11 protein-coding genes are annotated in these 12,371 nt (G+C 66.0%); 9 read left to right on the top strand and 2 right to left on the bottom strand.

What is annotated here, in order from left to right:
• The first annotated feature begins 16 nt into the window (after nt 1–16).
• The 4 genes from N4G42_RS11095 (at nt 17) to N4G42_RS11080 (ending at nt 5,042) form a co-directional block, all read left to right on the top strand.
• Nucleotides 17–907, top strand: a complete 891-nt coding sequence (locus N4G42_RS11095; RefSeq protein ID WP_260667186.1) for a CoA transferase — start codon at nt 17–19, stop codon at nt 905–907.
• Nucleotides 908–923: 16 nt separating this feature from the next.
• Nucleotides 924–1,628, top strand: coding sequence for a DUF1294 domain-containing protein (locus N4G42_RS11090; protein WP_099730356.1), 705 nt, complete (start codon nt 924–926; stop codon nt 1,626–1,628).
• Nucleotides 1,629–1,828: 200 nt separating this feature from the next.
• Complete coding sequence (locus N4G42_RS11085) at nt 1,829–2,290, top strand: hypothetical protein (protein ID WP_056065035.1); 462 nt, start codon at nt 1,829–1,831, stop codon at nt 2,288–2,290.
• Between the two features lie 319 nt (nt 2,291–2,609).
• Nucleotides 2,610–5,042 carry an EAL domain-containing protein gene (locus N4G42_RS11080; protein WP_260667185.1) on the top strand — a complete coding sequence of 811 codons (2,433 nt, stop codon included), beginning with the start codon at nt 2,610–2,612 and terminating at the stop codon, nt 5,040–5,042.
• Nucleotides 5,043–5,243: 201 nt separating this feature from the next.
• Here the strand turns inward: N4G42_RS11080 and N4G42_RS11075 are convergent, their stop codons facing one another.
• On the bottom strand, nt 5,244–7,658 hold the full coding sequence (locus N4G42_RS11075; RefSeq protein WP_260667184.1) for a YgiQ family radical SAM protein: 2,415 nt from the start codon (nt 7,656–7,658) through the stop codon (nt 5,244–5,246).
• 191 nt (nt 7,659–7,849) lie between these two features.
• On the opposite strand from N4G42_RS11075, the gene N4G42_RS11070 reads away from it, so the two are divergent.
• Together N4G42_RS11070 and N4G42_RS11065 are read left to right on the top strand one after the other, a co-directional pair.
• Nucleotides 7,850–8,812, top strand: a complete 963-nt coding sequence (locus N4G42_RS11070) for a bifunctional helix-turn-helix transcriptional regulator/GNAT family N-acetyltransferase (protein ID WP_260667183.1) — start codon at nt 7,850–7,852, stop codon at nt 8,810–8,812.
• A 63-nt stretch (nt 8,813–8,875) separates the two neighbouring features.
• A complete protein-coding gene (locus N4G42_RS11065) occupies nt 8,876–9,421 on the top strand; it encodes a GNAT family N-acetyltransferase (RefSeq protein ID WP_260667182.1) in 546 nt (181 codons plus the stop codon).
• 41 nt (nt 9,422–9,462) lie between these two features.
• Here the strand turns inward: N4G42_RS11065 and N4G42_RS11060 are convergent, their stop codons facing one another.
• Nucleotides 9,463–9,663 carry a hypothetical protein gene (locus tag N4G42_RS11060; RefSeq protein ID WP_260667181.1) on the bottom strand — a complete coding sequence of 67 codons (201 nt, stop codon included), beginning with the start codon at nt 9,661–9,663 and terminating at the stop codon, nt 9,463–9,465.
• Between the two features lie 226 nt (nt 9,664–9,889).
• Here N4G42_RS11060 and N4G42_RS11055 point away from each other — a divergent pair, with 226 nt between their 5' ends.
• From N4G42_RS11055 to N4G42_RS11045, 3 genes are all read left to right on the top strand, one after another.
• Nucleotides 9,890–10,483 (top strand): IMPACT family protein, encoded by a 594-nt coding sequence (locus N4G42_RS11055; protein ID WP_260667179.1) that lies wholly within the window; start codon nt 9,890–9,892, stop codon nt 10,481–10,483.
• 154 nt (nt 10,484–10,637) lie between these two features.
• Nucleotides 10,638–12,053, top strand: a complete 1,416-nt coding sequence (locus N4G42_RS11050; protein ID WP_260667178.1) for a dihydrolipoyl dehydrogenase — start codon at nt 10,638–10,640, stop codon at nt 12,051–12,053.
• A 100-nt stretch (nt 12,054–12,153) separates the two neighbouring features.
• Nucleotides 12,154–12,369, top strand: coding sequence for a putative motility protein (locus N4G42_RS11045; protein ID WP_108497152.1), 216 nt, complete (start codon nt 12,154–12,156; stop codon nt 12,367–12,369).
• The last annotated feature ends 2 nt before the right edge of the window (nt 12,370–12,371 follow it).

Raw genomic sequence — 12,371 nt, 5'->3', positions numbered from 1 at the left:
AGACAAGCCCCCACCCATGACAAACGCCCTGCCCCAGCCCCTGCGCAATGTCCGCGTCTTGAGCCTCGCGCTGAACCTGCCCGGCCCCGCCGCCCTGATGCGCTGCGCCCGCATGGGAGCCCAATGCTCCAAGCTCGAACCGCCTCCAGCCCCCGGCTACCCCAGCGCGGACCCCATGGGTATCTACAGCCCGGCGGCCTACGCCACGCTGCACCAAGGCGTGCGCGTGGTGCATGCCCACCTCAAGACGACCGAAGGCCAGGCCACGCTGCATGCAGAGCTGGCAAGCACCGATGTGCTGATCACCTCGTTCCGTCCGTCGGCCCTGGCCAAGCTGGGCCTCTCCTGGGAAGCGCTTCAATCAAAATATCCACGCCTCTCGCTGGTACGGATCGTGGGCGCGGCGGCCGAGCGGGCCGAGGAGCCCGGCCATGACCTCACCTACCTGGCTGATGCGGGCCTAGTGACCGGCACCGAGATGCCACCCACCCTGTACGCCGACATGGGCGGCGCCTTGATGGCCAGCGAAGCCGTGCTGCAGGCCCTGCTGGAGCGCGCCCACACCGGCAACGGCGCGTGCATCGAAGTCGCTCTGGCCGACGCCGCTGCCTGGCTGGCCCAGCCGCGCGACTGGGGCCTGACCACCCCCGAGGGCGACGTGGGGGGCAACCACGCAGGCTACCGCATCTACCCCTGCGCCGACGGCCGCGTGGCCGTGGCCGCGTTGGAACCCCACTTCGCCGCCAGCCTGTGTGCTGCCGCAGGCTTACCCGCCACGGGCGACCCGCAGGTGCTGCGCGCCCCCGCCACCCACGCGGCCGTGGCGGCGTTCTTGCACACACAGACCCGCGCGCAGCTTGATGCTTTGGCGGTGGCGCAAGACATTCCTTTGCACACCCTGGCCTGAAAGCACTTCCTGACCGATGCAGAAACAAGGCACCGTCGTCCGCTGGGACGCCAGCCGCGCCTTCGGCTTTATCCGCAGCCCTGACACGTCCGCCGATGTGTTCTTTCATGTGCGGGACTACCGGGGTACCACCCCGCCCCGCGAAGGGCTCGCCGTGGTGTACGAGGAGATTCATGTCGGCGGAAAAGGGCCCCGGGCCATGGCAGTGTTGCCCACTGCACACGCGGGTGGCGCGTTCCAGCCCCGCAGCACGGCACCGACGCAGCCGCCCCCTGCGCACCCCACGCGGCGCGCGCCGGTGCAACGGGCGGGGCAACCTCAAGCACCCAGGCGCAGGCGCCCTGTGACGGCCATCGAACCGACCACTCCCACCGGCTCGGCGCTGATACGGCTACTCATGCTCGGCTGGGCGGGGCTGCTGGCCTGGGGCCTCTGGGCAGGCCGGCTGCCGTGGTGGGTGCTGGGCGCGGCGGTCGCCGTCAATCTCCTGACCTTTCTGGTCTACGCCATCGACAAAAGCGCCGCGCAAAACGGCCGGTGGCGCACCAAGGAAAGCCACCTGCACCTGCTGAGCCTTGCGGGCGGCTGGCCCGGCGCATGGTGGGCCCAGCAGTGGCTGCGGCACAAATCCCGCAAGGCGGAGTTTCGCGCGGTGTATTGGGCGACGGTGGTGCTGCATTGCGCGGCGCTGGGGGCCTGGCTGGGCGGATGGCTGGGCTAGCAGATGCGGTCAAAAACTTACAAATTGATAGCAATCAACCCATGAAGCACTAGCGCATCAAGCGCTTTTGGCACATATTCTTGTGACCCAGCCCCCTGCAACGCAAAGCGGGCTGACGCACGGATGGCCCGCCGGCCTACACAGCGCGCCGGGAGGCCCGGTTTCAATCCCAAAGGTCTGAAACACCTCAGGAGATGCCCATGAAACCCCTCGTCCTTGATTCCACCATGACCACCATGGGCGGCGTTTTCTACCCCACCGGCCAGGTGTTTGCGCTGTTCCCCGACGAGGACTGCGCGCGCCAGGCCGCACTCGCATTGCAGGCAGCAGGCCATCAGGGCGATGTCGCCTATGCCAGCCCCGAAGTCATCCTGCAAGAAATTGTGCACACCCTGGGCACTGCAGATGCGCCGCTGCCATCTGTGGGCGCCGAAGGCGACATGGTGCGGCGCATTGCCGACCTGGCGGGCTCCGGCCACCACGGAATTCTGATTGCAGTGAACGACAAAGACGACACCGACACGCTGGTGGCAGCCATTGCCCCCGAAGGCGCGGTCACGGCGTTCTATTACCGCACCTTCATCATCGAAGACCTGATCTCGCAGCCCGCAGACGATGGCCCGCAGTCCGTGCTGGTGGGCACCCACGCTGCGGCGCCGTAAACACCGGCTTCTGTCAGGCCGGGCACACCTGGGCGGAGCCAGCGATGGCCCGCCGCGCGCAGGTTCAGGTGCGGGTGCGCATCGGCATGGCGGCCATTCCCCGCAGGCACAAGGGGTTGCCAAACTTTGCATGCGCTGGCAAGTTGATCTCTATATAGTGGGCCGGAAGCACCGCACCGCCGAACCAGCAACGCGTTCCAGGACAACCCTGGACCGCGGGCATTGACAGAGCATGCGGACACACTGATGAGGGCGCGCCGGATGGGGCCACCAGGCATCACTGGCGCAAGCAGCTTGGCACGAGGCGAGGGAGCCATCCATGGATGTATTGCAGCCGGTCGAGCGAAGGCCTGTGCCGTTGACGTTGCGGGTGACCTGGCCTTTCATCACCATGGTGTTGCTGCTGGCGGTGTGCGCCACGGCCAGCCTGCATGTCTTGTCCTCGGTGCGTGCCTTCGTTGCAGGCGAAAGCCTATGGACCAAAGGCCAGAAGGACGCCATCTATTTTCTCAACCAGTACGCCATCACCGGCTCCCCCCAGGCCTTTGAAGGGTTCACCCGCGCCATGGAGATCCCGCTGGGCGACCGGGCGGCCCGGCTGGCCCTGGAGCCAGGCCAGGTGCAGACGGATGTGGCGCGTGACGGCTTTCTGCGCGGTGGCAACCACCCCGATGACATTGACGGCCTGATCTGGCTGCTGCGCTACTTTGACGGCTTTGATCTGGTGAAGAAGCCGGTAGACCAATGGCTGGTGGGCGACGAGTACATCCGTGCGCTGCGCGAGCTGTCGCACGAGATCCACCAGCGCAACACCGCCGGCACGGCGGACGCCCCCACCCGCGAACGGTGGCAAAACACCATCCGCGAGATCAACGCGGGCGTGACCCCGGCGGCCCGGAACTTCAGCGACGCCCTGGGCGAAAGCTCGCGCCACATCGTGCTCCTGCTGATGTGGACCAACATGGGCATGGCCCTGGTGCTGATTCTTCTGACCCTGTGGCACACGCACAAGTTGCTGGCCCAGCGCCAGAACGCGGAGCGCGCCCTGGAGGTCGAGCGGGAACTGGCGCGCACCACGCTGGCCGCCATTGGCGATGCCGTGGTGACGACCAACATCCACGGCGAGGTCACCTACATGAATCCTGCCGCAGAAACCTTGCTGGCCCGCCCAGCCGCCCAGGCCACCGGGCAACCTCTGGCGCAGTTGCTGGTCTTCGAAGGTGATGCAGCACCCCTGTCGGCCGACGCCCTGGTGCAGACGCTGCTGCGCAGCGATGGTGCCGCCAAGGGCAACATCCATCGCACCCTGGTGCGACCGGACCAGAGCATCGTTCCGGTGAGGCTGGTGGGCTCTCCCATCCGGCACCGGGGTGTGCTGACCGGGGCGGTGCTGGCGCTGCACGACGTCACGCGCGAGCAGCACTATGTAGAGCAGCTTTCGTGGCAGGCCAGCCATGATGCGCTGACGGACCTGGTGAACCGGCGCGAGTTCGAGCACCGGCTTGAAGCCCTGCTCAGCCACCCGCGCCAGCCGGGCCGCGAGGGCTCTCTGCTCTACGTGGACATGGACCAGTTCAAGCTCATCAACGACACCTGCGGCCACCAGGCCGGCGACGAGATGCTGCGGGAGGTCTGCCGCATGCTGCAAAGCCACCTTCGCGAAGGGGACACGCTGGCACGGCTGGGCGGCGACGAATTCGGCATCCTGCTCAAGGACTGCCCCGTTGGCCCCTCGGCGCGCATTGCAGAGCAATTGCGCCAGGCTGGCCAGGACCTGCGCCTGGCGTGGGAAGGCCAGCAGCTCAGCACGGGCCTCTCCATCGGCATGGTGCAGCTCATCCCAGCGCTCACCTCTATCCAGGAGGCCATGCGCGTGGCCGACATGGCCTGCTACCGCGCCAAGGAAGGCGGGCGCAACAGGGTGTTCATCTACCAGCCCGAAGACATCGAGATGACCCGGCGCGAAGGCGACATGGACTGGGTGCGGCGCCTGCGCCTGGCGCTGGAGCACAACCGTTTCCAGCTGTACGCGCAGACCATCCGCGCGCTGCAAGGCACCGGTGAGGAAGGCCTGCACATGGAGGTGCTGCTGCGCCTGTGCGAGGAGGAAAACGGCCAGCTGGTGGCGCCTGGCACCTTCATCCCGGCCGCCGAGCACTACGGGATGATGCCGTCCATCGACCGCTGGGTGATCCGCCACACACTGCAGGCGCTGGCGCAGCACCAGCGCACCCCGGGCGCCCAGCCGCTGCACACCTGCGCCATCAACCTCTCGGGCACCAGCCTGGGCGACGACAGCCTGCTCAAGTACATCCGTACCACGCTCACCGAATCCGGGCTGGACCCCGCGCTGCTGTGCTTCGAGATCACCGAGACCAGCGCGATATCGCACCTGCCCAACGCGGTGCGACTGATGAAGGAGCTGCAGCAACTGGGCTGCCGGTTCGCGCTCGATGACTTCGGCGCGGGCATGTCGTCCTTCACCTACCTCAAGCACCTGCCGGTGAACTACCTCAAGATCGACGGCGCTTTCGTGAAGGACCTTCTGCAAGACCCCACCAACCGCGCCATGGTGGAAATGATCCACCGCATCGGCCACGTGATGGGCAAGCAGACGATTGCCGAGTTCGCCGAGTCCGACGCCATCGTGGATGCGTTGCGACTCATCGGAGTGAACTACGCCCAAGGCTATGCGGTGGCGAAGCCCGTGCCGCTGTCGGAATGCCTGGCGAGGGACTACACCACCGCCTGACCACCGCGCGGGCCTGACGCGCCTGAGTCCCGCCACCCCACCGATGCCGTTGGCGCGGCATGCCAGCCCCCCGTTTCAGCCTACAGATGCAATGGGCAGATGGACGCCCTGCCCGCCCCGCCCCGCCCCGCCCCGCCCCGCCCCGCCACGCGAGCAAGCAGACAGGCAAGCAGGCAGGCAGGCAGGCAGGCAGGCAGCGGACTATCGCGCTTTCTTGAACGGTTTGCCGCCAGCAGCCGGCTTGGCCGCGCCCCCGGTCACGCGCGGTGGCAGGCCCGTGTGCTGGGTCAGGATGCGGCCCTTGGTGGGCTGCTGCACCGTGCGCGACGCAGGTGCCACGGCGGGCTTAGCCCCTGTCGGGGTCGAGTTCTTGCGCCGCGCACTCTGGTAACCACCGTCGGTGAGCGGCTGGAAGGTCGGAATCAGGTGGTGCTTGCCGTTACCGATCAGGTCCGCCCGGCCCATGGCCTTGAGCGCATCGCGCAGCAGCGGCCAGTTGTTCGGGTCGTGGTAGCGCAGGAAGGCCTTGTGCAGGCGGCGGCGCTTTTCGCCGCGCACGATGTCCACAGACTCTTCATCCACATCGCGCATTTCGCGGCGCACGCGGGTCAGCGTGTTGCGGCCCGAGTGGTACATGGCCGTGGCCGTGGCCATGGGGCTGGGGTAGAAGGTCTGCACCTGGTCGGCGCGGAAGCCGTTCTTCTTCAGCCAGATGGCGAGGTTCATCATGTCCTCGTCACTGGTGCCCGGGTGCGCGGCGATGAAGTACGGGATCAGGAACTGCTTCTTGCCCGCCTCTTCGCTGAACTTCTCGAACATCTGCTTGAACTTGTCATAGCTGCCGATGCCCGGCTTCATCATCTTGGTGAGCGGGCCCTGCTCGGTGTGCTCGGGCGCGATCTTGAGGTAGCCCCCCACGTGGTGCTGTACCAGCTCCTTCACGTACTCGGGCGATTTCACCGCCAGGTCATAGCGCAGGCCCGATCCGATGAGGATCTTCTTGATGCCCTTGAGCGCGCGGCCACGGCGGTAGATCTTGATCAGCGGGCCGTGGTCGGTGGTGAGGTTCTGGCAGATGCCGGGGTACACGCAGCTGGGCTTGCGGCAGGCGGCCTCGATCTCGGGGCTGCGGCAGCCCAGGCGGTACATGTTGGCCGTGGGGCCACCCAGGTCGCTGATGGTGCCTGTGAAGCCCTTGACCTTGTCGCGGATGTCCTCGATCTCCTGAATGATCGAATCTTCCGATCGGCTCTGGATGATGCGGCCCTCGTGCTCGGTGATGGAGCAAAAGGTGCAGCCGCCAAAGCAACCACGCATGATGTTGATGGAGAACCGGATCATCTCCCACGCGGGGATCTTGGTCGCGCCGTCATGGCTGCCGTTTTCGTCGGCGTAGCTGGGGTGCGGGCCACGCGCGTAAGGCAGGTCGAACACGTAGTCCATCTCGGCCGTGGTCAGCGGGATGGGGGGCGGGTTGATCCACACATCACGCGCCGTCACACCCTCGCCATGGGCCTGCACCAGTGCACGCGCGTTGCCAGGGTTGGTCTCCAGGTGCAGCACGCGGTTGGCGTGGGCGTAGAGCACGGGGTCGCTTTTCACCTGCTCGTAGCTGGGCAGGCGGATCACGCTCTTCTCGCGCGGGGGCACCTTGAGCTTGGCCTTGAGCGCCGGATTGGCAACAAACTGGATCGGCTGAATGGCAGGATTGGGGCTGTTTTGGCCGGTAGCGCTGGTGTTATTTGCGGCGCCCGCTACAGAATCAGTAGCATTCCCATCCTCTTTGCTGCAAGTGCTGCCTTGGGCCGCAGCCTGCTCGCTGGTGGTCATGTACGGGTTGATGTGCGCCTCTACGCGGCCGGGCTCGTCCACCGTGGTGGAGTCGATCTCGAACCAACCCTTGCCGCTCTCGTCGTCCGGTCGGCGCACAAAGGCCGTGCCGCGCACATCGGTGATCTGCTCCACCGGTTCGCGCGCTGCGATGCGGTGGGCCACCTCCACCAACGCACGCTCGGCGTTCCCGTACAGCAGCAGATCGCACTTGCTGTCCACCACGATGGAGCGGCGTACCTTGTCGCTCCAGTAGTCGTAATGCGCAATGCGACGCAGGCTGCCTTCAATGCCGCCCAAGATGATGGGCACGTCCTTGTACGCCTCGCGGCAGCGCTGGCTATAGACGATGGCCGCACGATCGGGGCGCTTGCCGCCCACGTCGCCGGGGGTGTAGGCGTCATCGCTGCGGATCTTCCGGTCGGCGGTGTACCGGTTGATCATCGAATCCATGTTGCCCGCCGTCACGCCCCAGAACAGGTTGGGCTTGCCCAGCGCTTTGAAGGGCTCGGCGCTCTGCCAGTCGGGCTGGGCGATGATGCCCACGCGAAAGCCCTGCGCCTCCAGCGTGCGGCCGATCACGGCCATGCCGAAGCTCGGGTGGTCCACATACGCGTCGCCCGTGACCAGGATGATGTCGCAGCTGTCCCAGCCCAGTTTCTCCATCTCGGCGCGGCTCATCGGCAGGAACGGTGCCGTGCCAAAGCGCTTGGCCCAGTACGGACGGTAGCTGGTCAAGGGCTTTGCGGCGCGCGCAAAAAAGGAGACGTCAACGGGGGCGTTCATGCAAAGGGGGTCGCGGCCGCCCCCGGTGCGATGGGGGCCTTCGTGGCGCGCGTCTGTGGTGGATAACCCGTGATTTTACGTTGGCGGACGGTTTTTGTCGCCTTGGCAGCCCTTGCCCCTCACTGTTACAGGCTTGATGGCCGTCAGGCATATAATTGCTTTTGTCAATTAATTAACTGACAGAGGCATTCATGAGTAACAACACCTCTACCCTTCCCGAGTCCGTCCCGGTACCTGCGAGCGCGGTGAAAGCCGTGCGCCAGTTCAACCGCTTCATCACCCGCCGCATTGGCGTGCTGGACCCGTACCTGGGCAGCAAGCTGTCGCTGACCGACGTGCGCGTGCTCTACGAGCTGGCCCATCGCGAGGCCCCTGTGGCCAGCGAACTAGCGCGGGAGCTGGGGCTGGACGGCGGGTACATGAGCAGGATATTGCGGCGTTTTGAGCAGGCCGGGTGGATAGAACGGCATGCCAACGCCAAGGACGCGCGGCAAAGCCTGGTCACGCTCACCGCTGCTGGACGCGAGGCGTTCGAGCCGCTGCAGCAGCGTTCGCGCGACGAAGCTGCCGCACTGCTCGCCCCCTTGCCCCCGGCTCGGCGCCAGGAGGTCGTGGAGGCCATGGAACGGATCGAAACCCTGCTGTCCTCCCCCTCCAACGCGGCGGATGGCACCCGAATCGCCGTCCTGCGCGACCCTTTGCCCGGCGACATGGGCTGGGTAGTGCAGCAGCATGGCGAGATCTATGGGCGCGAGTACGGCTGGGACAACCGTTTTGAGGCCTTGGTGGCAGACATCGCAGCGCAGTTCTTGCGCAAGTTCCAGCCTGCATGGGAGAAAGCCTGGATCGCCGAGCTGGACGGCGAGCGCGTGGGCTCCGTGTTTGTGGTGCGCAAATCGGCCACCACGGCGCAGCTGCGCATGCTCATCCTCAGCCCCAAAGCCAGGGGCCTCGGCCTGGGCGCCCGCCTCACCGACGAATGCATTGCCTTTGCGCGTGCAAAAGGTTACAAAAAGATGGTTCTATGGACCAACAGCTGCCTCACGGCTGCGCGTGGCATCTACGGTCAGCGCGGTTTTCGGCTGGTCAAGACCGAGCCCTACGAAGGCTTTGGTCAGCAATTGGTGGGAGAGACCTGGGAGCTGAAGCTTTGAAATGAGGCAACACGACCCGCTGACCGACCAGCGGCCTTCAACGCGAGGCCACGGAGTATCTCGATGACTTTGTCCGATTCGCTTTTGATTCGCCCGGTCACGGCCGACGATGACCTCGCACGCCTGACCACCCTCATCCACTGCGCCTATGCACCCCACGCGCTGCGGGGTCTGCGCTACTGGGGCACCCACCAGTCTGTGGAAGATACGGCGAAGCGGTTTGCTTCAGGCACGGGGTTGGTGATGCTGGACGGCGAAGACTATGTGGGCACTGTCACGCTGCGACCGCCGCAACCCGAATCCTCGGTGCCGCTGTACCGCGACCCTTCGGTTTGGTCTTTGTGCCAGTTCTGCATTACCCCTGACGCCAAAGGCCGGGGTTACGGCACACAGCTGCACGCCTATGCCCTGGACTATGCCCGCAGAGTGGGCGCCCGGGTGATGGCGCTGGACACTGCGCAACCGGCCACGGCCTTGATAGCGATGTATGAATCCTGGGGTTACCGGGTGGTCGGCGAGTGCGACTGGCGCCCTTTGACCAACTACACCAGTGTGCTCATGGCACGCGACCTGGGCGCAGCAGACGGTTGCATGGGCAACACCGGCTGACGGGACGCTGCGTGGCTTGTCACGTCACGCAGTACGCCGTATCACCACTCACCGATTTCCCGCACGCGCTGCGCCAGGTCCGGCATCTCGTCGTCGTGCTCTTCCATTGCGTTTGGCATCGCGCCGGTCGATGCCACCGTGCTGGCACCCGATGCCTGGGATACCGAGGGAGAGATGAAACGGCCGAACAGATGGCTGGCGAGGGAGGTAGGCAAAGGTGCAGAGAGCGAAGTGGCAAACATGGCGGTTCCTTTTCTGATGGCCCGAGTGCTTTCAAATGCGTAGCAACAGCGTAGGCCACAGCAACAAGTCCGCAGTGTAGGAACCCACGCCTATGGCATGTGTGACAGAACGCACATTCCCAACGCGATTTGTGCCGATCCACACCCTTCAGGGTCTGGGCTGTGACTTCCGTCACACACGGCCCCCTGCTGGCACCCAAAGCGCTCGCCGTACACTCGCTGCCCCATGCCCCAGACTCTGGCTGCCCCAGCGCACAGCGAACTCATCATCAAGAAAAGCCGCTTCATCGGCTGCGTGCAGCCCATGGCCGACCGCGCCAGCGCGCAGGCGGCGGTGGATGCGCTGTGGAAGCAACACCCTGGCGCAGCCCATATCTGCTGGGCGCTACTGGCGGGCGGACAGTCGGCTGCGGTGGACGACGGCGAGCCCGGCGGCACCGCCGGCCGCCCTATGCTGGACGTCTTGCGCCACCAGGACCTGGAAGGCGTGCTGGCCACGGTGGTGCGCTACTTTGGCGGCGTCAAGCTGGGCGCGGGCGGCCTGGTGCGCGCCTACACCGACACCGTTGCCCAGGCACTGCTGACGGCCCCCAAGGTCACGCTGCAGCGCATGGTCCTGTTGCAGTGCCAGGTGCCCTATGCCCTGGAAGGCCTGCTGCGCCGCGAAATTGAAGCTGCTGGCGCCGAATTGGTGGGCGTGCAGCATGGCACGCTGGTCACCTTGCAGCTGCGCCTGCCCCAGACGCAAGCCGCCCCTTTTGTCCAACGCATCAACGACCACGGGCAAGGCCGTGTGGGCTGGACGGACCCCGAGGCCTGACCGGACGCCGAGACCCGGCCCCCAAAGGGCAACAAGCTCGGTTTTCACATGCGCGCAGCCGCCCTCAGCGGCCTCACTGAAACGGCCTGTGCGCCTACAACGTTGCGGCGGCTCGCGCGTCACACTCCGGGTTTTCAGACTCCGAGAAAGCCCCATGGCCCAACCGCTCGACACCATCATCATTGGCGCAGGCACGGCGGGCCTGGCCGCGCTGCGTGAAGTGCGTAAGCGCACCGACCGCTACCTCATTGTCAATGAAGGCCCCTGGGGCACTACCTGCGCCCGCGTGGGCTGCATGCCGTCCAAAGCGCTGATCGAGGCGGCCAACGCTTTTCACCGTCGCCACACCTTTGAAGCATTTGGCCTTCGGGGCGCCAGTGCATTGACCGCCGACCTGCCTTCCGTGCTCCAGCGCGTGCGCGCACTGCGCGACGACTTCGTGGCGGGCGCCCTCAAAGCCACCAATGAACTGGGCAGCAACCAGGTGTCAGGGCGCGCCACGCTGCTGGGGCCGCGTTCGGTGGACATTGATGGCACGGCTTACGCCACGCGCAGCATCATCATCGCCACGGGATCACGCCCCCGTGTGCCCGAGGCATGGCTGGCGTTTGGCGACCGCATGCTCACCACCGACACCTTGTTCGAACAACCAACCCTAGGCCCCCGCATTGCCGTGATCGGCATGGGCCCGATTGGGGTGGAGCTGTCGCAAGCGCTCGCGCGGCTGGGCCTGCAGGTGGCTGCGTTCACCACTGGCCACACGCTGGCTGGCTTGAGCGACCCAACGCTGAATGCCGAGCTGGCGGCCCTGCTCAAGCAGGACATGGTGCTGCACATGGGCGCCGAGGCGCAGCTGCGCGAAGTGCCCGGAGGCATTGAAGTCGCCAGCGGCGCCAACCGCGTGGTAGTGGACCAGGTCATCGCTGCCATGGGCCGGGTGCCCAACATTGAGCACCTTGGCCTGGAGACACTGGGCGTACCGCTGGATGCGCGCGGCCTGCCCACCGTAGACCCACAAACCCAGCAAATTGGCAATTTGCCGGTGTTTCTGGCGGGTGACGCCAACACCCACACCCCGTTGTTGCACGAGGCGGCCGATGAAGGCCATATTGCAGGCCTGAACGCCCTGGCCCCCAATCCCACGCGCTTTCGACGCCGCACCTTGCTGTCCATCGTGTTCGCCGACCCCAACGTGGCCGTGGTGGGACCGCGCGTGGCCGACATGGACGCGCACAGCACCGTCACCGGCACCGCCAGCTACACAAACCAGGGCCGTGCCCGCACCGCCCAGCGCAACCATGGACGCCTGTGCGTCTATGCGGACCATGCCAGTGGTCGCCTGCTGGGCGCCGAGCTGTGCACCCCTGACGGCGAGCACCTGGCGCACCTGCTGGCCTTGGCCGTGCAGCAGCAACTGACAGTGCACGACCTCTTGGGCATGCCCTTCTATCACCCCACGCTGGAAGAAGGCCTGCGCACCGCCTTGCGCGACGCAGCCCGCCAGCTGCCACACACCCACGCCTCCGACCTGGCCGCCTGCCCAGCCCTTGGGGTACCCGCGCTGGACTAGGCGGAGCACTACAGGGCAGGTCCACGACCGCTGAACATGTAACAACGCTCAAGCCGCGTTCTGCCGCGCCGATAACCCTCCATTGCCCCGAGGAGTCACCATGGACGTCGCCCTGACCAACAGCATCGTCAACACCGCTACCAACCTGGCCAGCGCCAAGACGTCGGACGCCTTGAACATGGTGGTACTGAAAAAGGCGCTGGATATGCAGGCGGTATCGGCCGCCACCATGATCGACGCCATGCAGCAGTCCATGCCCCAACCCCAGCTGGCCACCAGCGGCGCGCTGGGTACCAACGTCAACACCTTCGCCTGATA

It is taken from the genome of Acidovorax sp. K2F (assembly GCF_025246485.1).
Lineage (GTDB): Bacteria > Pseudomonadota > Gammaproteobacteria > Burkholderiales > Burkholderiaceae_C > Acidovorax > Acidovorax delafieldii.
The sequence above is the reverse complement of the archived record's forward strand: the minus strand, read 5'-3'. Positions and strand labels throughout refer to the sequence as shown.